This is a genomic window from Croceicoccus bisphenolivorans (genome assembly GCF_001634625.1).
Taxonomy (GTDB): Bacteria; Pseudomonadota; Alphaproteobacteria; order Sphingomonadales; family Sphingomonadaceae; genus Croceicoccus; species Croceicoccus bisphenolivorans.
Genome location: NZ_LRSE01000005.1, coordinates 246403 through 269917 on the forward strand (window position 1 = coordinate 246403; position 23515 = coordinate 269917).

Sequence of the window (23515 nt, forward strand, 5' to 3'; positions counted from 1 at the left end):
CCTGAAATCGGGTTAGGATGGCCGCATGACGTCGGCGCGAACGATCCCTGCCTATTCCCTGTTCGGCCAACCGGCGGGCCTTGTCGAACCGCGCTTCTGCCATGTGGAGCGGATCGGCGACCGCTGGAAGCTCCATGCCGGACTGGTGGAGCGCCACAGCCATCCGCACCTGCACCAGATGACGCTATGGATCGCGGGTAGCGGCGAATATTACGCGGACGAGGAAGTCAGCACGATCCGTGCCGGAACCTGCTGCTGGATGCCTGCCGGCGCTGTCCACGGTTTTGCGGTAGAGGCGGGGAGCGAATCCATCGTCCTTTCCATGTCCGACGACTTCGCCCGCGAACAGTTTGCCGGACTGTCGCAGTTCACGCCGTTTCACACGTGGCTGATCCAGAAGTTCGATGCCGAACAACGCGGCTGGATCGGATCGCTGTTCGCGCGGATGGAACGGGAATACGGCTCCACCGGGCCAGGTCAGGTCCAGTCGATCGGTTCGCTGGCGCGGCTTGTCATCGTCGACATGCTTCGCATGGCCGAAGACCATGCCGGCGGAACGGAGGAGCGGGGCGGCGAATCCTCGCTGCTGGTTCGCTTCATGTCGCTGGTCGAAATGCGGCTGGGCGAAAGGCCGGGTGTCGAGGCGCTGGCCGACGAGCTGGGCACGACGCCCTACCTTCTTAACCGTGCATGCAAGGCGGGTCTGGACATGCGGGCATCTGACGTGGTTCGCGCACGGCACTTGCAGGAAGCAAAGCGCCTTTTGCTGTTCACGGTGCTGGACGTGGGCGAGATCGGGGCCCTTGTCGGCTATCCCGATCCGGCCCACTTCGCGCGAACGTTCCGGACTGCTACGGGCCAGACACCGCGCCAGTGGCGCGACGACCGGATGCGCGCGATCGACGAAGCGTCAGCGCGCGACAGAGGCGAGTAGCGTTGCCGCGCCCTTTGTAAGAAGGCCGATGTCCGTTCCGATGGAGATGAAGGCAAAACCTTCCTCTACCCTTCGTTGCGCATCTTCCGGCGAAAGACCGAAGATGCCGGCCGGCTTCCCCGCGGCGGCAATCCTCTCCCGCGCATGGGTGATCGCGGCCTGGACTTCGGGATGGCCGGGATTGCCAAGATGGCCAAGCGAGGCCGAGAGATCAGCGGGGCCGATGAACAGGGCGTCCACGCCGTCAACCGCCGCGATCGCGTCGATATCTTCCAGCGCCGCGCGGCTTTCGATCTGGACGATCAGGGTGAGCCGGCTGTCCAGTTCCTTGAGGTACGCCGGATCAGCGCCAAAGCCGGTCGCCCGGGCGGTGGCGCTGGCGACGCCGCGAATGCCGACGGGCGGGTAGCGGCTGGCCGCAACGGCGTCGCGGGCCTGCTGCGCGCTGTCCAGCATCGGGATCAGCAGGGTCGTGAACCCGATGTCGAGATACTGCTTGATCGCAACCGGTTCAGCCAATGGCACGCGGGCGATGGCATCGACGGGGTATGGTGCTGTTGCCTGCAACTGTGCCAGCAGCGTCTGCGCCGTGTTGGGCGCATGCTCACCGTCGAACAGCAGCCAGTCGAACCCGGCGCGGGCGCAGATTTCGGCCGTGTAGTTGTTGGCCAGCGCCTGCCACAGTCCGAACAGCGGCTTGCCAGCGGCAAGGCGGTCCTTGAAAGCGGTCATACGAAGCGCACCGAAATCGAGCCGAGCGGACCGTAATCGGCATGGAACGTGTCACCGGCGCTGGCGAATACCGGTGCGGTAAAACTGCCGCCCAGCACGATCTGCCCCGGTTCCAGCCATTCGCCATAGGGCGCAAGCTTGTTGGCCAGCCAAGCGATACCCATCGCTGGATGGTTCAGGACGGCAGCGGCAACACCCGATTCCTCGACAACGCCGTTCTTGTGCAGCAAGGCCGAAACCCAGCGCAAGTCGACGGCATCGGGCTTCACCGGCAGACCGCCCAGCACGATCCCGGCATTGGCGGCGTTGTCCGAAATGGTATCGAACACCTTGCGGGTCGTTCCGGTGGGCTTGTCGATCCGTTCGATCCGCGCGTCGATGATTTCCAGCGCGGGGGTCACGTACTCTGTCGCGCGCAAAGCGTCGTAGATCGTGCAGTCCGGCCCCTTCAGTGGTTCCTTCAGGATGAAGGCCAGTTCCACTTCCACCCGCGGTTCGATGAAGCGAGAGATTGGAATGTCCTGTCCGTTGGGGAACAGCATGTCATCCAGCAGGGTGCCGAAATCCGGCTCCGTCACGTTGGACGAACGCTGCATGGCCCGGCTGGTCAGCCCGATCTTGTGGCCGATGACCTTGCGCCCCGCGGCGATCTTGTTGGCCACCCATGCGCGGCTGACGAGGTAGCCGTCCTCCAGCGTCATTGATGGATGTTCAAGGCTGAACTGCCCGACTTGCGTACGGGTGCGTTCCGCCTCGTCAAGCCGGCCGGCCAGTTGCTCGATAATGTCAGATGCCAGCGCCATCCGGAATCAGCCTTTCAACCGCTTGTGAATCGAATTCTTCTTCCAGCCGTCCACTTCGGTGACGTAAAGCGAAAACGCGAACGGGCGCGTTTCGAACAGGTCGGCCAGGAAATCGGTGATCCGCGCCGACAGGGCATCGAAATAGGCCTTGCGGAACTCCGCACTGCGTCCGACGCCCATCTTGATGTCGATATTGACGAAAGCATCTTCGGCACAAGTGCCGTCGGCGATGACATAGTCGTCGGCGCGATAGGCGCGGACGCGGATGCCGCCGATCGGGAACACCCCGTCGGAACGGTTCGCCATGTCGTCGGCGATCAGGTTCATCAGCCCCTTTAGATCGAGCGCGCCTTCAAGGTTCGCGCTCCATTCGATGATCGCGTGCGCCATTAGACGATCTCCATTCGGCCGACCGTGCAGCCCACGGCGAAGATCGGGATGGGGGCGAAGAACTGCACGTCGCCCTTGCCGCCGCCGGCTGCCGCTGCGGTGATGAAAGTGCGGATCTCGAACCCGCCTTGCCCGGCGTCGCGATAGGTTTCGGCATCGGTGTACGAAAGCATCGCGGCCCGGTCGTTCGCTTCCCAGCGAGTGATGAATTCGCGGTCCCACGCCTCGTTGATCTTGCCGCTGTCGGGGGTTGCGGGCCAGTGCGAAATGCCGCCGGTGCAGACCAGCGCGATCCGTTCCGGCACGCTGTCGGCGGCGCGGCGGATCGCTTCGCCAAACGTCCACGCGCGGTGAAGCGGGGTCAGCGGCGGGCCCTGGCAATTGATGTTGACGGGAATGATCGTCAGCTCGTTGTTCGGGTCGAGGAAATGCAGAGGCACGGAAATGCCGTGGTCGAACTGCCATTCCTCGGCATAGGCGACATCGACGGTTTCCAGCATTTCGGCCACGAGCCGTCGGCCAAGATCGGGGTTGCCTTTCGCCGTGCGCAGTGGAACCTTCAGCCAGTCCGGGTCCTCGATCGGGCCGGTGTAGCTTTCGCCCATGCCGATCGCATAGGCGGGCATGTTGTTCATGAAGAAGTTGGCGAAGTGCTCTGCCGCCACGATCATCAGCGCGTCGGGACGGGTCGCCATGATTTCCTGCCGCTGGTTTTCCAGCGCCGCATAGAACGGATCGCGCAAGGCCGGATCGGCCATGTCGGAACGCGATGTGATGCCGGGCGCATGGCTGCACACGCCGCAATAGACAAGGCTCATACTCCTGCCACCTTTTCGTTGAACTGTGTGGTCATGGCATAGAGCCCGGCGCGGACCGGGCCGTATTTTTCTACCCCTTCGCGCATGAGGCGGATGTAGTCCGCCCATGCGATGCCGCACAGAGCGGCGAAATGCATGAGGATCTGCCCGTTTACGCCCAATACGTAGAGCATGCCGATATCGTGTTCGAGCAGCGCGGCGCGCTCCTCGTCGGTCAGGTCGTAGCCGTCGAGCAGCGAAGCCGGTTCCGTGTGCCAGAGTCGCTTGGCCGCATCGTCACGGTTGAGGACGTAGAGGACCTTGGAAAGCTGATAGAGGCTCATGCCGGCACCAGATTGCTGACCAGTCGGCCAACCCCTTCGATCTCGCAGACGACGGTATCGCCCGCATTACAGAAATGAACGCCCTGCGGCGTCCCGGTCAGGATCATGTCGCCCGGCATCAGCGTGGTTACCGATGAAAGATAGGATACGAGGCCCGCGACGCTGAGGATCATGTCGGCGGTGCTGCCGTTCTGAACGACCTCGCCGTTGACCGAAGTCGTCAGCCGCAATGCCTGCGGATCGGGCACGTGACTGGCATCGACAACCCATGGTCCGATCGGCGTGGTGGCATCGCGGTTCTTCACCCGCGCATTCGGGCGGTAGTAGTTTTCCAGATACTCGCGGATCGCGTAGTCGTTGGCGACGGTGTAGCCGCTTACGCAATCAAGTGCGTCCGCCTCTGCCACGTTGCGGGCAGGCTTGCCGATCACCGCGACCAGTTCGCATTCGGGATGCATCTGGTTGCCGTCTGCCGGGCGAGGGGTGTCGCCGTCGTGGCCGACGAAACAGTTGTCGCCCTTCATGAAGACCAGCGGGGTTGCCAGCTTGGGCGCAAAGCCCAGTTCCTTGTTGTGGTCTGCGTAGTTCAGACCCAGCGCATAAACCGCTGCCCCCCGCTGCACGGGCGGAAGCCAGTGGGCATCGGCGGCGGCGATGACCTGTCCGTTCGGCAGGCGCAGCCCGCTGTCGCCATCGACGACTTCGGCCCAGATGTCGCGCCCGCGATGAAAGATCCTCGCCCGCTTCATGCTGCCATCTCCCGCATGGTGAGTTCGAGCGACGGGATGCCATCCGCTTCCACCCGCAGGCTTGTACCGCCTGTGACCGTCGGCGCGTCACCGGGCAGTCCGACAAGCAATACGTCGCCAGCCTTCAGCGTCATGAACGCGCCGAGATCGGCGATCAGCGTTGCGATCGGGCGAACCAACCGGTCCAGAGACCATTCGTGGATGCAGGTCCCGTCTGAAATCAGCCGAATGGAGGCCGGGACGTGGGGAGTAGTGAAACTGCCCAGCGAAAGCCGGTCGTCGGCATTTTTCTGCGCTACAGCCGGACGATAGTAGCTGTCCGCCGGGACCGACAGGTCCAGCGCCAACGCGGTTGCGCCGATGCAGTCGTTCGCTTCACCGGCCGAAACGCCGCCCGTGTCGCGAGCGATAAGCACCGCCAGTGTGGTCGCAGCGGTCAATCCGCCGTTGGGCACGGCGATCGATCCGTTCGCGATGCTTGCCAGCGGCTTCATGTATACGACAGGCGCAACCGGTGGCTTGGCATAGGGTTTCTCGTCGAACTGGGCGGCAAGCGCTTCCCGTTCCGGCGCGTCGTTCAGAACGACGCCATAGATATTGCCCGCGATGGTCACGAGGCACTCTCCAAATTGTTTACTACGTTAAGTTTGAGTCGCTGCAAATTGTATGGCAAGGCAGCCGGATGGTCGAACCTTCTGTCCTGCCGCCCTATCCCCAATCCCTGGCCGGACGGCTGCTTGCCGCACGAGAGGCCGTGATGGCGCCGATCCGCCCTATCCTTCGCGCCGCGGGGATGACCGACCAGCAATGGCGCGTCGTAAGGGTTTTGTCCCAAGCGGACGGGCCGCTCGATGCGGGCACGGTGGCCGAGGCTGCGTTGCTGCACGCACCCAGCGTGACGCGCGTGGTTCGCGAACTGGAAGAACGCGGACTGCTGAGCCGCGCGATCGATCCGGGCGATCGTCGCAGGTCCGTGATCACGATCTCCGAAGCTGGCGAAGCGCTCGTGCGCGAAACCGCCGCGCAAACCTCGATCATGCTGTCCCGCTACGGCGAAGCCTTTGGCAAGGAACGGCTGGCGGCCTTCATCGCCGAAGCCGCCGCCTTGTCCGAAGCCCTCTCCGCATTCGCGCCAAGCGATGCCGCATCGTCCCGCGAAGGGGGCTGATACTGCAAGGAGCGGCGCTGGCGTCACGTTTCAGGCGCCCAGCCGCTGGATCTTGTGCGTGCCCTTCGCCAGCGCGATGTTCTTCGTCTCCATGTAGAAGTCGAAGCTCCAGTCACCACCGTCGCGGCCAATGCCGCTGGATTTCGTTCCGCCAAAGGGGGTGGGCAGGTGGCGCACGTTCTCGCTGTTGACCCAGACCATGCCGACATCCATCGCTTCCGACACGCGCAGTGCCCGGCCGACATCGCTGGTCCACAGGTAACCGGCAAGGCCGTATTCGACATCGTTCGCCTTGGCGATGGCGTCGGCCTCGTCATCGAACGGGATCGCGGTAAGCACCGGACCGAAGATTTCTTCCTGCGCGACGCGCATCGTCTGTTCGGCGCCGGTGAACAGCGTGGGCTGGAAATAGAAGCCGTCACCTTCGACCGGAGCACCGCCCGCAGCGATGGTCGCGCCCTGATTGGTCGCGATTTCAATGTAGCTGCTGACTTTGGCAAGGTGTTTTGGGTGGATCAGCGGGCCGACTTCTGTCGCCTTGTCGAAGGGATCGCCGACCTTCAGGTTCTTGGCACGTTCGGCCACCTTGGCGGTGAAGCTGTCATAGATCGAACGCTGGACCAGCAGTCGCGAGGACGAAGTGCAGCGCTGGCCGTTCAACGAATAGATCATGAAGACCGCGGCATCGACCGCACGTTCGATATCGGCATCATCGAACACGACGACAGGGTTCTTGCCGCCCAGTTCGAAGTGGACCCGCTTCAGCGTGGCCGCACCCTGCCGCATGATGGCGGAACCGGTCGAGGATTCGCCGACGAAGGCGATGGCCTTGATGTCGGGATGTTCGGTCAGCCGCTTTCCGGTCGTTTCGCCAAGGCCGTTGACCGCGTTGAACACGCCATCGGGAAGGCCGGCTTCGTGCGCGATCTCGACCAGCAGGCGCGCCGAATAGGGCGACCATTCCGCAGGCTTGTGCACGACGGTACAGCCGGCGGCGAGGGCGGGCGCAATCTTCCACGTCGACAGCATGAACGGCGTGTTCCACGGTGTGATGACCGCAACCGGACCGATCGCCTTGCGCGATGTGTAGTTCAGGTGCTCTGCGCTGGGCAGGGCAAGACCGTCTGCCGCCGAAGGAGCGCGGTCGGCGAAGAAACGGAAGTTTTCCGCCCCGCGCAGCGCGGCTTTCGACATGAAGCGCCATGCCTGCCCTGCATCGAGGCACTCGACTGCCGCGATCTCGTCGGCGCGGGCCACGATAAGGTCGGCGACCTTGTTCAGGATTTTGCGCCGCGTTTCGGGCGGTGTCGCGGACCATTCGGGGAAGGCGCGATGGGCAGCGGCCACTGCGTCATCCACCTCATCGGCAGTCGCATCGCGGGCCTGGCCGATCACGTTGCCGGTCGACGGGTCGAACACATCGAACGCGGTGCCCGCGCCGTCGCGCGGTTTCCCGTCGATGAAGTGGGACAACGTGCCGTCGCTATACTGGGCGGCCATTGCCTGCACGGACTTGAGCGCAGTTTCACGCATCGGATCTATCTCTCCGGCTAATCGGCCCGGGATGCGGCGGAAAATTGCTGCGCCCGACGGACCTTCGATTCGTCTCGATCACCTCAATGGATTAACATGATAACTATTGCAAGATAGTTATTGTGATAAATAAATTGTATCCGTCAGCTCTCAGTGCTGGGAGACGGCTCCCACGTGGTCGGCCATGTCGCGCGCTTCGAAGCCGTGCGTCGTCGATTCCGGATCAAGGGGCAGCATCGTTGCGTCCCATGCTTTCCAGGCGGCTTCCAGTTCGGCGTAGATCGCCGGTTCGCGCAGCTTGTGGTTCCCCCGCTCCAGCGGGTCGGCGATCACGTCGAACAGGAAGGTGTTGTCGGCAATCCTCAGGTATTTCCAGCGCCCGCGCCGCATCGCCTGCTGTCCGTGGTTCTTGTAGCGCCAGAACAGGTCGCGCTGCGGCAGCTCGCCGCCTTGCAGGGCGGGGCGGATGTCCAGACCGTCGCTTTGGAAGGCAGCGTCCTGGCTTGCGCCGCCGGCTGCAACGAAGGTCGGTAGCCAGTCCATCGACATGATCGGTGCGTCGCTTTTCGTTCCGGCCTGTGTCACGCCCGGCCAGACGACGATTGCGGGAATGCGCAGGCCGCCTTCCAGCAACTCGCCCTTCTTGCCGGAAAACGGCCAGGTATCGGAATAGCGCTCTCCGCCATTGTCGCTGGTGAACACGATCACGGTATTGTCGTCGATGCCCAGTTTGCGCACGGCATCGACGATGCGGCCCACCTGATAGTCGAGCCGTGTCACCATTTCCGCATAAGTGGCTAGCGAACCGCCATCCCAGTGCATCATGGCGAACATGCCCGGCAAGGCGTTCAGGCGGTCGGATTCGGCCTTGTCGTCCGGACCTTCCCACGGCCAGTGCGGCGCGGTGAAATGCAGGCTCATGAACCACGGCTGGTCTGTGGCCGCCATTTCAGAGATGGATGCGATCGCGCGGTCGGCGAGCAGGTCGGTAAGATAGCCGGCTTCCTCGATCGGCGTCTCACCGTCCCACAGGTCAGGCATGTGCGCAAAATCGTGCGTGAAATAGTCGACGCCGCCGTTGCGGATGCCCCAGAACTCGTCATAGCCGCTCTTCAACGGGCCGTAATCGGGCAATTGGCCCATGTGCCACTTGCCGATCAGGCTGGTGCGGTAACCGGCCTTGCGCAGCAGGGAGGCCACGGTCGGATGTTCGGGCGGCAGGCCGATCTTGCGCAGGGCAAGCGGTTCTTCCAGTCCGACCGGCAGGCGGTACTGGTAGCGCCCGGTGATCAGGCCGACCCGCGTCGCGGTGCACACCGCGCTGTTGGCATAGGCGCTGGTAAAGGACATGCCCCGATCGGCCAATGCATCGATGTGCGGCGTGCGATAGTCGCGGCGGCCGTAGCAGGACAAGTCGGCATAGCCGAGGTCGTCGGCCATGATGAACAGGAAGTTGGGCTGCTTGCGGCCCGATCCGGCGTGCAGGGGCGAAGTGGCGGCGATGCCTGTCGCGGCCAATCCTGCCAGAACGGTGCGGCGGTCGATGCTGTTGGTCTTGTTCATATTGTTGCCTCCCGGGGGGCTTTGCGTCTTCAGTCGGGCCGGGCCGGAATGGCGGGTTCCGGCTCATGGCTCAGGTATGCGCCCAGCGCTGCCAGCTCGTCGTCGGAGATTTCGGTCTTGCGGAACGGCGGCATGACCATGATCCCGTTGCGCACGAAATAGGCGACGATTTCGGGCGTCAGATCGTCCCGCTCCTCCAGCGCAGCGGGTATTTCGCCGTTGTATTTCTGCGCCAGCGATGCGGTGCCGGGATAGCGCGGGCCGGCGGCATGGCACGGGGCGCACCACTTGTCGAAGACCTGCTCCCCCGGTGATGTGGGGGCAAGTTCGGCAGTTCCGCCATCTCCCGCAACTTGCGAGGTATCGGCATCGTCGCGCTGCGAACATGCGGCAAGGGCCAGCGAAGCGGCGACCAGCGACAGGACCGGGCGGATCATGACTGCTTCCGCAGGTGGCGCGGCCAGATGCCGTAGCGGCCGGGCGAAAGGATGCCCTTGGGGTCGATCGCGTCCTTCACCGTTTCGTGGAAGCGAAGCAGCGCGCCGTCGTTGAAATCGTAGATGCCCATGACCTGGTCCTGGAAAAGCGGGGCCGTGCGATATTCGCCCCAGCCATGTTCGGCGCCGATGTCGATCAGTGCGCGGAAGGCCTTGATGAATTGCTCGTTCATGGCCGGATCTTCCACCACGGGCATGCCGAAGATCATCAGGAACGTCCGCTCGTGGAAACCGGCCGGCAGGGCGAATGGACGCAGACCCAGGATCGGCATGTCCTTCAGCACCGGATTGCTGCGCGATGCCTCGTCGAACACGCGGTTCGCCTCCAGAATCGCATCGGCAGTTTGCGGCACGACGGCGGAGAAGAACAGGTGGCCCGTCATCTGCACCGGATTGCCCGGCGTTCGCGCACCAAGGGCGAAGAACTCCAGATTGGGGATGCCCATGTCCTGCGCCCACACGGTGTGTTCGGCGGCGGCCTTCTTGAAATCGGTAATCAGGGGGCCGGTTTCGAATGCGACGTCCTTGATACGGGCTTTGGCCCGCGTCTGTATCGCTTCCCATTTGGCCTGTACGACATTCTCGGGGCCGTACATGCTGAGGTACAGTTTCCAGTACGGCAGGTCGTTGTCGATGCCGTATCGTTCGAGTTCCGGCGAATATCCGACCTTGGCCTCTCCGATCAGCTTCATCTGTTCGGGCGGCAATTGCGGCGGGCCGTCGTAAAAGATGTCGACCAGTGCCTTGGTGTCACCGGGCGAGCCGAGCAGCGGGCTGCCGAGTTGCGGGGCACCGTCGCAAAGGGCGCTGTTTTCGGCCCATTTGAGCAGCTCGACCATCTCGTGCAGGTCTTCATACCGCGTGGCCAGGACTTCGCCCTTCAGCATCGCTTCGGGTTCCGGCATCAGCCAGAAGCCCATCTTGGTGACGATGCCGAAATTGGACTGCGAGAACATCCCGTCGATCACCGGGCCGTAGCCCATCTTGAACTGGGCCCATGTGTTGGAGCCGGACAGGGCGCCCATGCCGGTGCGCATGATTTCGCCATTGGCCAGCACGACTTCCATGCCGCAGTGGGCGTCGAAGTGATTGCGAAAGCGCGATGCGGTATGGCCGACGCCATGATCCAGTGCATTGCCGATCGGACTGCCCCAGCCGGGATCGGGGCAATCGATCCAGACTTTCAGCCCCTTTTCCTGAATGTAGTTATAGAGGTCGAAATAGCTGACGCCCGGCTCGACGATGGCGTAGTGATTGCTTTCGCTGACCTCGATGATGCGGTTCATTCGCTTCAGGTCGAGGACCACGCAACCTGAGTAGTTGGGGGCGGACCCGCCGTAACCGAGGTTACGACCGGTCGAGATCGTGTAAAGCGGGATCGAATGTTCGTTGGCGATGCGCACGATCGCCTGCACTTCTTCTACCGATTGCGGCGCGACCGCAGCCGAGGCGGTGCGTTCGTCCTCATCACCGCGCAAGGGGGAATAGGCGTCGCGATAGAGGTCGAGATCCTCATCGCTGGTAAAGACCCAGTCCTCGCCCACGACGCCGGCGAATGCCGTGAGGGCGGTGGTAAAGACCGATGGCGAAATTCCGGTTGGCGTACGCATGGTTCAGACAATCATCCAGGAAACGAGTTGGGCCCGGGCTGGCAAGTGGTCGGCAGGTGCGCCGAGGCGGCAGGACTTGAATTCGCGGCGTTCGCTGGCGAGACATCCAGTTACGGCCTGCGCCATCCTGTCGGGCCATGCAGCACTGTTCATGGCACCGCCCATCAAGGCCGCATGACGGCTGGCCGGCACGTCGATGCTGTGGCCGAGCGGCAGACCGTTGGCGGCAATTTCATGGATGCCCAGAATGCGGGGTTTGCGGAACTGGCCAATGGCTTGTTGTGAAAGTCCGTCCCACACAGCGCGAGTGGTGAGGCCTACAACCGCGCCGCTCGATTTGCGCCAAAGGGGGGTGAGGTGGTTCAGCCATATGGCCGTTAGTCCGTTCTGTACGTCCAGAACTTGCGCGCCGTTGGTCGACAGGCTGGCGGCAAACCGCCGACTTTCAGCGAAGCGGCCATCGGTGATGATGACGTGGACCGGGCCGGAAGGTTCCATTGCGCCGCCACGCAAGATCGGTGAAACAATCGCCGCCGCGCCAAGCGCCAGACCGGCACCGAGCAGGGCCCTGCGATCGAGAGTCAGACCCTGTTCGGGCTGGCATCGAATGCCGCTGTCGGCTGCTGGTTTCATTGGTCCTACTCCGTATGCTCGCGCAGTCTTTTGCTGACGCTCCGCAGAACGAACCTATCCGCTCCCCCGAATAATTTCAATACGCAAAGTATCGTTATTATCCGACGAATCGGACTCAGTTTCGCCAGAACGTCGAAAGTTCAATGCCCTGACCTACGGGCAAGAGCGTACTCAGAACGCCCGGTATTGCGCGTACTGCGGTTTGGTATCGCTCGGCGTCAGCACGAACCAGCTCTGGAAACAACATGTTGTCGGCTGCGACCACACCGCCGTTCGCAATTTGGGGGGCGAGTAGCTCGAGGCTGGGAACATAAAGTTCCTTCCAGATGTCGACGAGCACGAAGTCGAACGTGCCGGTCATTCCCGACAGCAATTCCAGCGCGTCGCCGCAAAGCCATTCGACGTGATCGGCCAACCCTGCCTGTGCCAGTTGTTCGCGGGCATATTCCTGTTTGTCGGCGGACAGTTCCAGGGTGAAAACCTTCCCGCCGGTAATCCGCGCCGCATCGGCAAGGAACAGGGTGGAATAGCCGTAGGAAGTGCCAAGTTCGACGATCGTTCGCGATCCCAGCCCGACGATCATCGCATGCAGTATCCGCGCAACGTCTTGTCCGACGTGCAGCAGATAATTGTCACGCACCGCCAGCGCGGTGCGCGGGTCGCCGGCGCGCTGCATTTCTTCCTCGCGCGCGGCACGCTCCTCATAACGGGCAAGGACGGTTTCGAAGGCGGCGTCCATGACTCAGGCGCCCAACCGGGCACAGAGCTGGTTCACGACCTTGTCCAGCATGGCCTTGTTCGCATCTGATTTGAGCTCGCCGTTGGCATCGAAAGCCTCGTAGGCGGCAGCGATATGCGCCATCGCCGGAATGACGGTGGCGCCAAGGCCGATGCCCAGCTTTTGCCGCAGTGCCATCAAGGCGCGATAACCGCCGATCGGGCTGGGCGATGCTGCGCACACGGCATAGAGGGGCCGTCCGAAGACTTCATCCATCCCGCCTTCGTAGTGCCGCACCCGCGACAGCCAGTCTAGCGCGTTGAGCAGCAGCGGTGAGGGGAAGGAATTGTATTCCGGCGTGATCAGCAGAATTCCGTCGTGTGCGGCGAACTTTGCGTGAAGTTCGGCAACCGCGGACGGCATGTCGCCGCTAGAGTTGCCGCCATCCACGAAATCCATCGGATAGTCGGCAAGGTTGACCAGTGTTGCCGCGCCGCCGCATGCTTCGATGCTGCGCACCGCGGCATTGGCGAGTTGCGTGTTGAACGAGCCTTCGCGAGTGGAGCCGGGCATTACGAGAATTTTGGGGTTGGCCATGGTGTCGTCTCTCCCGTTGGATCATGCTTTCCTTAGTGATAAATACGATACGATGCGTATTTCATTGATGCAAGAGATACTCTGTAACCGGCACTCGAATCCGTTGGCGCGGCGCTCTTGCGTCAACGGCACTCGTTGAAAGGCACCTTTACGATACGATGCGTATTGGTTATAGCGTATGGTGCAGAGATGATGCGAATACGAGGCATGACAGAATGAATATCACCGGTCCCGAAAGCCTGCTTATGGGTGTCGACGATCTCGCCGAGTCCCGGCGGTTCCTCAACCTCTATGGTCTCAAGGAACTCGATCACGGAGCCAAGGGTGCTTCGTTCGAGGCTCTGGATGGCAGCGGGGTGGAGCTGCGCCTGCTGGACGATCCCGTGCTCCCCGCCGCCAACGTGCGCGGGCCGACGCTGCGGGCATCGATCTGGGGTGTGGAAAGCGAAGCCGATCTGGATGCCATTGCAGAGGAACTTTCGCGCGACCGGCAGGTGCGCCGCGTCGACGGCATGGTGCAGTCGGCTGACGACGACGGCAACGCGCTGTGGTTCCGCGTGTCGCAGCGCCGCGCCTACGAAGCGCCGGGCTATGAACGCAATATCGCTGGCAACAAGTACGAACGTTTCAACAAGCGCGTTGATTTTGACGATCACAGCCCTGCCCGACAGATGGGCCATGTGGTTTACTGGTCGAAAGACCCCAAAGAATCGGTCAAGTTCTATCGCGATCGTCTCGGTTTCCGGATTACCGACTCCTTCCTTGACAACATGGGTGTCTTCGCCCGCGCGCAAGGGCATTCGGACCACCACAGCCTGTTCCTGATGCGGCCGTTCCAGGACGATATCCCGAACTGCTTCCAACATGCGGAATTTACCTTCGGCGACGTGCAGGACGTGTTTGCCGGCGGCTACAAGCTGGACAAGGCGGGTTTCGAAACGGCGCGCGGGCCGGGCCGGTTCGAGCTGGGTTCGAACTGGTACTGGTATTTCAAGACGCCGATGGGCGGCGCCTTCGAACTGGGCGCCGACATGGATCAGGTCGACGACAACTGGGTTGCGGGCGAATTCGACAATGCCGGGGTGACAGGCGGCTGGTACTTCGACTTCAACAAGCAGTGGTCGCGTATCCGCTGACGGGCGGGTTTGTGACGCAAGGCCGGATGTGGCCGCATCCTTTCGGGTGCGGTCCGCATCCGGCCTTTTTCGTGGTTCGACCGCCGGCGTCCTGCGGATGAAAAAATGGCCAGCCTCGTGTGGAGGCTGGCCATCGTTTGACTTGGCTTGTTGGTGTGACGGCGGGTCAGAAACCGACGTCACCGCCGCCCTTCAGCTGCAGCATATCGCGCGCTTCGTCAGGCGTGGCGATTTCCATGCCCAGTTCTTCAAGCACGCGGCGGATCTTGGCGACCTGCTGCGCATTCGAAATCGCCAGCTTTCCGCGTGAGATGTAGAGGCCGTCTTCAAGCCCGACGCGAACGTTGGAGCCCATCAGCGCCGCCATCGTGTTGATCCGCATCTGGTGCACGCCGGCCGCCAGCACCGACCAGCGGTATTCGTCGCCGAACAGCCGGTCGATCGTGCGCTTCTGGTGCATCAGGTCTTCGGGATGGGCGCCGATCGCGCCACGCATGCCGAAGGCGGTCTGGATGAAGAATGGCGGTTTCACCAGCCCCCGGTCCGCGAAATAGCGCAAGCTGTAAAGATGGCTCACGTCATAACACTCGAACTCGAAGCGCGTGCCGTTGGCGCCGATATTCTCCATGATCCATTCGATGTCGGCAAAGGTGTTCTTGAAAACCAGATCCTTGGTCGATTCCAGGAACGGCTTTTCCCAGTCGTGCTTCCAGTCTCGATCCCGTTCTGCGAGTTCGGACAGGTTGAGGTTGATCGACCCCATGTTCAGCGAACACATTTCCGGGCGCAGGGTCAGCGCCGCTTTCGTGCGATCGGACACCGTCATCGTCGGTCCGCCGCCGCCGGTGGAGATGTTGACGACCGCATCCGTTGCGCCCTTGATCCGTTGCAGGAAGCGCTGGAAAATCGCCGGATCGCCTGTGGGCCGGCCATCGTCGGGATCGCGGGCGTGCAGGTGGATGATCGACGCGCCTGCATCCGCGGCTTCGATCGACTGATCGGCGATCTCTTCCGGCGTGCAGGGCAGGTGCGGTGACATCGATGGGGTATGTGCCCCGCCGGTCACCGCGCATGTGATGATGACCTTGCTCATGCGTGCGATTCCTCGTCCTCGGCGATGAGCACGAAAGCCATGCGGCAAAGCTTGCCCGAACGATTGGACCAACTGTGGTTGGTTGCGCGCTGGATCAGGATGTCACCCGGACGCATCAGCACTTCGCCATCGTCCATCATCGCGTAAATCTCGCCTTCGAGACATATAGCATAATCGAGCGACGGGGTCTTGTGGAACCAGAAGTGACGCGGCTTTTCCGTATCGCGCACGCCATATTCGTCGAGGAAATTCTCGACCTTCGAATAATCGTATTCCTCATCGGGCGGAAAGTCCGCAACGCGCAGGATCGTGCCGTTGGCAGAGTGGAAGCCGAAGCCATGACCTGCCGGTGCCGGATCGTCGCCTTCCGCAGCGCCTTCGCCCGTGGCCCAGACAACCTGCGCCAGCGTGGGGGAGTGGGCGGGCAGTACGTAATTCGGTGTGGGGCCGTCGGAAACGATATATGATCGTCCCGCCTCGTTTTCCCCGGTTACGATGCGCCGCGTACGCCGCATCACCGCGCCATTTTCAGCCCTCTCATATGTATTTTCTTCGACTATGGACATGTTTTTCGATCCACCCATTTCCCGCACTGATAATTACGGTCCGTCACGTTCAGTTACTCCATGTCACCAATTGGAGTCCCGGTCAACCGGCTAGGGGCTGTCAGGCACTTTGACGCGTGCGTGCAGAGCCGGAAGGATTGCCCAACCCCGTCGGGATTAGCCGGCGGCATGACGCGGCAAATATTACGCGGTGGCCGGTGCGGCCTGCAGGTGACGGCGGGCGGCAATATAGAACCCGGCGCCGATCAGGCCCGCTGCCGGCACGCAGAGCAGGGCCAGGCGCAAGCCTTCGACGCCGTGCGACCGGCCGAACGTGTCCGATAGCCAGCCGACCAGCGCAGGACCGACGGCCAGACTGACGATGTTGCCGATCAGCAGCTGCAACCCGGTTGCGAGCGATCGCGATCGTATCGGTGCCGTACGCTGGACGACGGCATTGGTCGGTCCCATCCATGCGGTGATAAAGGTGTAGAAAACGAACATCCACACAATGGCGGTGCGGGTGGTTTCGGCCAGCAGCACGCCGAACAGCGCAATAAGTGCGATCACGGTCGTCACTGCAGGTACGATGACCTCTGCGGAATGCATCTTTGGGCGGCAGCGGTCGACAAGAATGCCGCCGCCCAGAACCCCGACCGATCCGCCCGTCATCACGCACAGGCCAATCCAGAGGCCGGCTTGCCCGACATCCATTCCATGCAGGCGAATGTAGAACGCCGGCAGCCAGGCATTGCAGACATAGTTCACGAAGATCGCGCAAGAACCGCCGATGACGGGATAGAGCAGCCCGCGCTTGCGCAACAATTCGCGGATCGCGGGGCCGAACGGTGGGCGTTCCATGGCCGTGCCGTCGATGCCATCCGCGGCCCCGCGGTGAGGCTCACGCAGGAACCAGAGAATGACCAGCGCCAGAAGAACCCCAGGAATGGCGGCGATGGCAAGTGCGTGGCGCCAACCGACCAGTGCGTCGAGATATCCACCAACCACGAAACCCAGTGCGGTGCCGATCGGAAGGCCCATGCTGAAAATTGCCAGGGCCGTCGCCCGCCGCGAGGCCGGGAAATAATCCGAAAGCAGTGACTGGGATGCCGGTGTGCCGCCGGCCTCCCCTATGCCAACGCCGAGCCGCGCAATGAAAAGCTGCGTGAAGCTGGCGGCCAGGCCGCAAAGTCCGGTGAAGACGCTCCACACCATCAGGGCGGCGGACAGGATACGCACCCGGTGTGTGCGGTCTGCAAGGCGGGCGATGGGAATGCCCAGTATGGAATAGAACATTCCGAACGCTGTGCCCGTCAAAAGCCCCAGCTGAGTGTCGCTGATCTGCAGGTCGCGTTTGATCGATTCGGCGAGGATATTGATGATCTGGCGATCGAGGAAATTCAGCGCGTAGGCCAGTGTCAGCATCGCGAGAACCGCCGCTTCGTATGCGCGGGAGCTTTCCCGAATCGGGCCTCGGGTATCCTGTGGCAACCGCGATCTCCCCATCTTTCGTATTTGTCCCAACCTATAAACAACACGGAGCGGATCGCTAGGCTTAAACCTTATGTTGCGGTCTCCTCGTCCGCGTTTCAGCCGCATTTTCCATGGAAACGGGCCATTCCGGCGGTCTCTAACCACTCGCCAATTGGTGACAATACATTGCAGCTGCAAATTCCCCCTTCCATTATGATACGCAGCGTTTTATAAAATCCCTATCATGATAAATAATTGATCAGGTGCCCGATCCGGCGGGAGCCTGCGACCTGAACGCAAAAGGGCCTGAACGGTCCGAGGTAACGAGAGGGAGGATCTACGTGTCCATCAACAAGTCACTTTTGGTTTCCACGATTTTGGCCATGGGGGCGGTCGCGCTTCCCGCGACGGGCTATGCTCAGGATTCGGATGATAATGACACCACGGCGGAAGGCGGCCTCGCCGAAATCGTGGTGACCGCGCAGCGGCGCGAGGAAAGCCTGCAGAAGGCCGCTCTCGCAATCACCGCAGTCGACAGCGAATCGCTGGCACGCGCCGCGATTACCGACACGGCAGGCCTGGTTCGCGTGGCGCCTGCCTTGCAGATCTCGACGATCGGCGGGTCCGCGACCCAGTTCTATCTTCGCGGCGTCGGTAACTTCACCACGAACTCCAACAGCGACGCGGCTGTTTCCGTCGCGGTCAACGGCGTGACCATTGCGCGTAGCTCGGCTGTGCAGGGCATGTTCTACGATCTTCAGCGGGTCGAGGTTCTGAAGGGGCCGCAAGGCACGCTTTATGGCCGTAACGCCACCGGCGGTCAGATCAACGTCATCACCCGCAAGCCCGATCTTGGCGAAACGGGCGGCTACCTGAATGGCGAATTCGGCAATTTCGGTGCGGTAAAGGTCGAAGGCGCCGTCAATCTCGCGATGGGCGACGATGGCGCGCTGCGCATTTCCGGCATCAAGTCCGAGCATGACGGCTATCTGTCTGATGGCACCAATGACGAGGACATGTACGCATTCCGCGTCCAGATGGCCGCCGAGCCGACGGAGAACTTCTCGATCAACGTCATGGGCGATTACGCCCACGTCGGCGGGGTGGGGCCGGGCGTCACGATTCAGGGAATCGACCGCGACGACCGCATCGGTAGCCTGGATCCGGTCGCGCAGCCCTATTTGCACGCGCTTGCGTTCCCGGCTGGCTCATTCCTTGGCGAGCGAACCGGGTTCGAGCCGTATCAGGACAACGACTATTTCGGTTTCGCTGTCGAGGCGACCCTAAGCACGTCGATTGGCGACATCACGGTCATCCCCGCATATCGCCGCGCGGAAGTCGACTTCCTGACCTGCACGACCCAGTGCTTCCTGACGGAACTGGACGATGACCAGTACTCGTTCGAGACGCGGTTGACCTCGAACTCGGGCGGGCCGCTCGATTATATCCTGGGTGTCTTCTACCTGTCGGAGCAATCCCACGAACGGGCGAATTACAATCAGGATTTCAACGCGTTCTTCGCCGATTTCTCGAACGATACCGACAGTTACGCGGCCTTTGGCCGGTTGACCTACCACCTGTCGGACGCTGCCCGCCTGACTGCGGCGGGGCGTTACACGGTGGACAAGAAGAACGCCGAAATCTTCGCCTACAACGCCCGCGTCGTGTGCAACGACCTGAGCGGTCCTCCGTTCTGTATCGGAACGCCGCCGTTGTCGCCGGTCCAATTCGATCCGCTGCCGATCTTTTTCGATGGCAACGGCGACCTGATCCCGGCGCAGCCTTATGGCAACAACGCGACACTGCTGGTGGGAACGGCCTACAACACGCCTGACGAAACCTTCAAGAAGTTCACTTATCGTCTTGGCTTCGAATACGATGTCGCGCCGCAGTCGATGATCTACGGCAGCTTCGAAACCGGCTTCAAGGCGGGTGGCTTCTACAACTCGGTCGACGATCCGGTTTTCCAGCCGGAAACGATCGATGCGTGGACGCTCGGTTCGAAGAACCGGTTCCTGAATAACCGGCTGCAGCTGAACCTCGAACTGTTCTGGTGGGAATACAAGGACCAGCAGATCTCGCAGTTCGCCTTCAACAGCCAGGGCGGCGTCGAATTCGGCACTTTCAATATCGGCGGAACCCGCATCCGCGGTGCCGAGCTTGAACTGGTGGGCAAGGTTACCCCGACGACCACGTTGACGGGCCTTGTCCAGTACCTCGACACCGAACGGCGCAACTTCGTGTACGAAACGCCGGCGCTTGTCGGTCCCCCGCCCACCGGTTGCCCCTTTGAGCCGTCGGACGCGGTGTTCGTCGTCGATTGTTCGGGTTTCCCGGCGATCAACGCGCCGAAGTGGTCGATCAGCGCCGGGCTGGAGCAGGAGTTCGACCTGTCCGACAATGCACGGCTCGTCTTCAATGCCGACGGTCGCTACCGTTCGTCGGCCTATGTCGGCAACGAACAGCTTCCTTTCCAGCTGGAGAAGAGCAGCTTCATGGCCGACCTGCAGCTGAAGCTCTCCTTCTACGAGCCGGAAGTCTACATTGCAGGTTTCGTCAACAACGTGACCGACGAGATAACGTCGACCTACACGCCGTTCCACCCGCTCTCGACCAGCGTTGTGTTCGAATCGCTGTCGCCGCCGCGCACTTATGGCGTTCGCGTCGGCTACAACTTCTGATCCGGTTCCGGTCGGACGAAATCACGGGGCGCGTCGGACAATTCCGGCGCACCCTTTTTCTTTCGTGGCCAGCGTTATGGTGCCAGCTTCGCTTCCCATCCGCGGACGAGGGCATCGATGCTTTCGGCCACGAGTGGTTCTATCCGGACTTCGGCGGTGAAGGCTTCTGTCCCGGGCCCTTCGATCAGTGCGCTGAACCCCAGGATGATGGCCTGGGCCGAAAGGTGCATGTGCCGCGCATCGATCGGCGCGATCCCGAAAGCGAGCAGCGGCGCTGCCGCAAGGTCGGACATCGTCTCGATCTGGTCCGGCGTGAACGCTGTCGTTGCGACCAGCGAGCCGCTGTCGGGAATGCGGGTCTGGGTAGACCACAGCACGCGGCCAAGCTGTCGCAGCCATTCCTGCCACGTGGCGCAGGGTCCAATCTCGTCCAGCTGATTCGAGAAGAGGCGCACGGTGACGAGGCCTAGCAACTCGTCCTTGCCCCGGATGTGTTTGTAGAGTGACGGTGCCTCCACCTTCAGCCGTGCCGCCAGTCGGCGCAGCGTCACGTTTTCCAGCCCCTCGTCGCGCAAAAGGGCAATGGCCTCGTCGACGATGCGCGGGCGGCTCAATCTTTGCTGCGGTGGCCTGATATCCATGTTGACCTCCCATACCGTGACCGGCTAGACGATCAAGGCTAACAGTGTTAGCTAAATTTGGCGAGAGCGCGGAGCAAGGCCCCAACAGTTCCGCCGCAACAACATTTCCGGTCCGCAGGGCCAGATGAACAGACGGGAAGACGAGGATGGCGACGATCGCTGCAAGTGCTGGCCAGGCCAGGAACTATCCGCTCAATTGCTGGTGGGTTGCCGCCTTTGCCGACGAAGTCGGGCGCACGCCGCTGGCACGCTGGCTGCTCGATACTCCGGTCGTCCTCTACCGGACAGAGGCCGGAGAGGTTGTTGCGCTGGAAGACCGCTGCCCCCATCGGCAGGCGCCGCTGTCATCGGGCAAGATCGAGGGCGACGCGATCCAGTGCGGCTATCATGGCTTTGAATTCGCGCCTGACGGGCGCTGCCAGCGGGTGCCGTCGATGAATGGCCCTGCACCGATCCGGGTCGAGACTTTCCCCGTGCGCGAGGAAGGCTTGCTCGTCTGGATTTACCTTGGCGACAAGGCGGTGATCGACGATGTGCCGCCTCCGCCGAAATTCGACTGGATGACCGATCCGGCCTTCAACGCGCGCAAGGGTTCGATGGAGATCGCGGCGAACTACCTCCTGCTGAAGGAGAACGTGCTCGACCTCACGCATCTGGGCTATGTCCATGCCTCCAGCTTCGGAATCATGGACTTCGTCAATCCGCCCAAAGTAACGACCGAAGGCGACGTCGTCATGTACCGGCAGGCGTTCGAACGCAGCCCGCTGCCCGCCGCCTATGCCATCCCGTTGGGGTTCGAACCGGGCAAAATATGGACGCGGGTCGGAACCGGAAAATCGTTCTCTCCGGCATCCCACGAAAGCGAGGTCGCCTTTTTCGATCCCGACCAGCCGGACAATTGCAACGGACAGGTGTTCTTCGCGCACCTGACAACGCCGATCGATGCGACCAGTATGCTGTATTTCTACGTCGTGGGCCGCGACATGATGAACGACGATGCGACTATGGATCACTTCGCCGGTTTGCTGGTCCACGGGTTCAAGGAGGACGAAGAGATCCTTGTCAAGGTGCAGCAGACCATCAGCCGCACGCCGCGCCGCGGGTCCACCGGGGAACGCAGCGTCAAGGCCGATGCCGCCGGGGTGGAGGCGCGCCGCGCCGTCGAACGCTGGATGGCGCGCGAGACGATCCGGGATTGATCGTATCGCGCGCTGCCGGCGCGGTCAGTTCATTCGCATGTCGCGCATTTCCGGTTCGAACCAGTCGAACCGGTCGCTGCTCTTGTTGATCATCACAGCCTTGGTCGTGAAGTAGTAGTCGAAGGATTCCTGACCGCCCTCGCGCATGAGGCCTGAATCCTTGAAACCGCCCCACGGGAAGGATGCATCGGCACGGTGGTGGTCGTTCACCCAGATCACGCCCGCCTCCAGCCGGTCTACGATGCGATGCGCGCGGGTAAGGTCGTTGGTCCTGACAGCCGCGGCGAGGGCGAAGCGCGAGTTGTTGGCGATGGCGATGGCTTCCTCCTCGTCGTCGAACGGGATCACCACGGTATAGGGGCCGAACACCTCGTCCTGCGCGATCCGCATCTCGGGCGACACGTCGGCAAAGATGGTCGGCTCCATGTAGAACCCGCCTGAATCGGCGAGCTGGGAAGGCACGTTGCCACCTGCGACCAGCCTTGCGCCTTCGTCCCGGCCTATCTTCACGTAGTCCAGAACGATCTGGCGCTGACGGGCAGAAATCATCGGCCCCATTTGGGTGCGCGGGTCGGTGGGATCTCCAACGCGGATCGACTTTGCCTTGGCCGCGAAACGCTCCACGAATTTGTCATAGATCGTGCGCTGGACGATGTGGCGCGATGCGCAGACGCAGGTCTGGCCAGCGCCGATGAAGGAACCGAATGCCGCGTAATCGACCGCGCGTTCGATATCGAAATCGTCGAAGGTGAGGACCGGTGTCAGGCCGCCCAGTTCCAGTGTCGTGTGCGTGAAATTGCGCGCCGCGGCCTGTGCCGCCAACCGGCCCGATTCGGTGCCGCCGGTCAGCGCCAGCTTGTTGATGCCGGGGTGCCCGACAAGCGCGCGGCCCGCGTTGGCACCATCGCCGGTGACAAGGTTGAACACGCCCGGCGGTAGCCCCGCTTCGTGCATGATCTCCCAAAGCCTGATGGCGGTCAGCGGGGTCAGTTCGGATGGTTTCAGCACCGTCGTGCAACCCGATGCGAGCGTCGGTGCCAGATTGCGCGAGGCGATCAGGACGGGATGGTTGAAGGGCGAGATATTGGCCACGACTCCAACCGGAACGCGCTTGGCAAAGGCGTGGTACGGGCCATCAACCGGGATCAGGGGATCGCGCTTGGCGATCATCAACCCCGCGTAATAACGGTAGATGTCGGCCATCAGCGAAAGTTGCGCGCGGGTTTCGCGATAGGGACGTCCGTTGTTGAGCGTCTCCAGCTCGTAAAGTTCGTCCATGTTGCGTTCGAGCGCGTCGGCGATCTTCAGGACGAGCTTGGCGCGCGTGCGGTTCGACATGTTCGCCCAATCGGGATCGCGAAAAGCGCGCTGCGCACTGCGTACCGCCATGTCGACCTCGGCTTCGCCGCAATTCAGCGTGTGCGCGATGGTCGTGCCGTCCTTCGGCGACAGCACGGCGATGGTTTCGCAAGCCGGCCGCGCCATTTCGCGCCCGTCGATGAACAACCCGCGACTGCGAACCGCACTTGCGTGGCCGATAATTTTTTCGGCTGCCATGAACCTCTCCATTGTCGATATGCGCACACGTGTACATAACCCGACTTTCCCTCACAATAGGGTTCTCGCCAGTCAATCGGGATTGATAAAAATAAACTCACCGTTTCGAAAGTTGATTGACA

General features: G+C 62.1%; 24 protein-coding genes. 5 read left to right on the forward strand and 19 right to left on the reverse strand.

Translation table 11 applies throughout. The annotated features are described in order from the left end of the window. The first annotated feature begins 25 nt into the window (after positions 1-25). Positions 26-934: an AraC family transcriptional regulator gene (locus tag A7A77_RS07590; RefSeq protein WP_066555902.1), complete on the forward strand. Its 909-nt coding sequence runs from the start codon at positions 26-28 to the stop codon at positions 932-934. Here A7A77_RS07590 and A7A77_RS07595 read toward each other — a convergent pair. The 7 genes from A7A77_RS07595 to A7A77_RS07625 are packed head-to-tail and all read right to left on the reverse strand — an operon-like array spanning position 911 to position 5363. After that, a complete protein-coding gene (locus A7A77_RS07595) occupies positions 911-1666 on the reverse strand; it encodes an HpcH/HpaI aldolase family protein (RefSeq protein ID WP_066555904.1) in 756 nt (251 codons plus the stop codon). The two genes, A7A77_RS07590 and A7A77_RS07595, sit on opposite strands and share 24 nt — an antisense overlap. After that, positions 1663-2469 (reverse strand): 2-oxo-hept-4-ene-1,7-dioate hydratase, encoded by an 807-nt coding sequence (hpaH, locus tag A7A77_RS07600; RefSeq protein ID WP_066555906.1) that lies wholly within the window; start codon positions 2467-2469, stop codon positions 1663-1665. The genes A7A77_RS07595 and hpaH overlap by 4 nt, the downstream gene beginning before the upstream one ends. 6 nt (positions 2470-2475) lie before the next feature. Continuing rightward, positions 2476-2859, reverse strand: coding sequence for a hypothetical protein (locus A7A77_RS07605; protein ID WP_066555908.1), 384 nt, complete (start codon positions 2857-2859; stop codon positions 2476-2478). Beyond that, positions 2859-3677, reverse strand: a complete 819-nt coding sequence (locus A7A77_RS07610; RefSeq protein WP_066555910.1) for a DODA-type extradiol aromatic ring-opening family dioxygenase — start codon at positions 3675-3677, stop codon at positions 2859-2861. Before A7A77_RS07610 ends, A7A77_RS07605 begins: the two co-directional genes overlap by 1 nt. Next, entirely contained in the window at positions 3674-4000 is a 327-nt protein-coding gene (locus tag A7A77_RS07615; protein WP_066555912.1) for an aromatic ring-opening dioxygenase subunit LigA, read from the reverse strand. Before A7A77_RS07615 ends, A7A77_RS07610 begins: the two co-directional genes overlap by 4 nt. Continuing rightward, complete coding sequence (locus A7A77_RS07620; protein WP_066555914.1) at positions 3997-4749, reverse strand: fumarylacetoacetate hydrolase family protein; 753 nt, start codon at positions 4747-4749, stop codon at positions 3997-3999. Before A7A77_RS07620 ends, A7A77_RS07615 begins: the two co-directional genes overlap by 4 nt. Next, positions 4746-5363 (reverse strand): fumarylacetoacetate hydrolase family protein, encoded by a 618-nt coding sequence (locus A7A77_RS07625; RefSeq protein ID WP_066555917.1) that lies wholly within the window; start codon positions 5361-5363, stop codon positions 4746-4748. Before A7A77_RS07625 ends, A7A77_RS07620 begins: the two co-directional genes overlap by 4 nt. 68 nt (positions 5364-5431) lie before the next feature. On the opposite strand from A7A77_RS07625, the gene A7A77_RS07630 reads away from it, so the two are divergent. Next, the gene (locus A7A77_RS07630; protein ID WP_066555920.1) at positions 5432-5917 is read left to right on the forward strand and encodes a MarR family transcriptional regulator; all 486 of its coding nucleotides are present in this window, start codon (positions 5432-5434) and stop codon (positions 5915-5917) included. A gap of 30 nt (positions 5918-5947) precedes the next feature. Here A7A77_RS07630 and hpaE read toward each other — a convergent pair whose 3' ends face one another. From hpaE to A7A77_RS07665, 7 genes are all read right to left on the reverse strand, one after another. Further along, entirely contained in the window at positions 5948-7450 is a 1503-nt protein-coding gene (hpaE, locus tag A7A77_RS07635; protein WP_066555922.1) for a 5-carboxymethyl-2-hydroxymuconate semialdehyde dehydrogenase, read from the reverse strand. Positions 7451-7600: 150 nt separating this feature from the next. Continuing rightward, positions 7601-9013: a sulfatase family protein gene (locus A7A77_RS07640; protein WP_066555924.1), complete on the reverse strand. Its 1413-nt coding sequence runs from the start codon at positions 9011-9013 to the stop codon at positions 7601-7603. A 29-nt stretch (positions 9014-9042) separates the two neighbouring features. Next, positions 9043-9450, reverse strand: coding sequence for a c-type cytochrome (locus A7A77_RS17445; protein WP_082835984.1), 408 nt, complete (start codon positions 9448-9450; stop codon positions 9043-9045). Next, positions 9447-11120, reverse strand: coding sequence for an FAD-binding oxidoreductase (locus A7A77_RS07650; protein ID WP_066555926.1), 1674 nt, complete (start codon positions 11118-11120; stop codon positions 9447-9449). Before A7A77_RS07650 ends, A7A77_RS17445 begins: the two co-directional genes overlap by 4 nt. Before the next feature lie 3 nt (positions 11121-11123). Further along, positions 11124-11753: a hypothetical protein gene (locus A7A77_RS07655; protein WP_066555933.1), complete on the reverse strand. Its 630-nt coding sequence runs from the start codon at positions 11751-11753 to the stop codon at positions 11124-11126. 115 nt (positions 11754-11868) lie between these two features. Then, entirely contained in the window at positions 11869-12492 is a 624-nt protein-coding gene (locus A7A77_RS07660; RefSeq protein ID WP_066555934.1) for an O-methyltransferase, read from the reverse strand. Between the two features lie 3 nt (positions 12493-12495). Continuing rightward, on the reverse strand, positions 12496-13068 hold the full coding sequence (locus A7A77_RS07665) for an NADPH-dependent FMN reductase (RefSeq protein WP_066555937.1): 573 nt from the start codon (positions 13066-13068) through the stop codon (positions 12496-12498). Between the two features lie 215 nt (positions 13069-13283). Here A7A77_RS07665 and A7A77_RS07670 point away from each other — a divergent pair, with 215 nt between their 5' ends. Beyond that, positions 13284-14204, forward strand: a complete 921-nt coding sequence (locus A7A77_RS07670; protein ID WP_066555939.1) for a VOC family protein — start codon at positions 13284-13286, stop codon at positions 14202-14204. Positions 14205-14370: 166 nt separating this feature from the next. Here A7A77_RS07670 and kce read toward each other — a convergent pair whose 3' ends face one another. The 3 genes from kce to A7A77_RS07685 all read right to left on the reverse strand — a co-directional run bounded on the left by kce (position 14371) and on the right by A7A77_RS07685 (position 17441). Continuing rightward, positions 14371-15297 (reverse strand): 3,5-dioxohexanoate:acetyl-CoA acetone transferase, encoded by a 927-nt coding sequence (gene kce, locus A7A77_RS07675; RefSeq protein WP_066555941.1) that lies wholly within the window; start codon positions 15295-15297, stop codon positions 14371-14373. Continuing rightward, the gene (locus A7A77_RS07680) at positions 15294-15863 is read right to left on the reverse strand and encodes a cupin domain-containing protein (RefSeq protein ID WP_245638424.1); all 570 of its coding nucleotides are present in this window, start codon (positions 15861-15863) and stop codon (positions 15294-15296) included. The genes kce and A7A77_RS07680 overlap by 4 nt, the downstream gene beginning before the upstream one ends. A gap of 183 nt (positions 15864-16046) precedes the next feature. Continuing rightward, positions 16047-17441 carry a spinster family MFS transporter gene (locus A7A77_RS07685; RefSeq protein WP_082835985.1) on the reverse strand — a complete coding sequence of 465 codons (1395 nt, stop codon included), beginning with the start codon at positions 17439-17441 and terminating at the stop codon, positions 16047-16049. Between the two features lie 215 nt (positions 17442-17656). Here A7A77_RS07685 and A7A77_RS07690 point away from each other — a divergent pair, with 215 nt between their 5' ends. Then, a complete protein-coding gene (locus A7A77_RS07690; protein ID WP_245638425.1) occupies positions 17657-19996 on the forward strand; it encodes a TonB-dependent receptor in 2340 nt (779 codons plus the stop codon). A 74-nt stretch (positions 19997-20070) separates the two neighbouring features. Here the strand turns inward: A7A77_RS07690 and A7A77_RS07695 are convergent, their stop codons facing one another. Further along, positions 20071-20637 carry a TetR family transcriptional regulator gene (locus A7A77_RS07695; protein ID WP_082835986.1) on the reverse strand — a complete coding sequence of 189 codons (567 nt, stop codon included), beginning with the start codon at positions 20635-20637 and terminating at the stop codon, positions 20071-20073. Positions 20638-20783: 146 nt separating this feature from the next. Here A7A77_RS07695 and A7A77_RS07700 point away from each other — a divergent pair, with 146 nt between their 5' ends. Continuing rightward, positions 20784-21836, forward strand: a complete 1053-nt coding sequence (locus tag A7A77_RS07700) for an aromatic ring-hydroxylating dioxygenase subunit alpha (RefSeq protein WP_066555947.1) — start codon at positions 20784-20786, stop codon at positions 21834-21836. A gap of 24 nt (positions 21837-21860) precedes the next feature. Here the strand turns inward: A7A77_RS07700 and A7A77_RS07705 are convergent, their stop codons facing one another. Then, positions 21861-23393, reverse strand: a complete 1533-nt coding sequence (locus A7A77_RS07705; protein WP_066555949.1) for an aldehyde dehydrogenase — start codon at positions 23391-23393, stop codon at positions 21861-21863. Between the last annotated feature and the right edge of the window lie 122 nt (positions 23394-23515).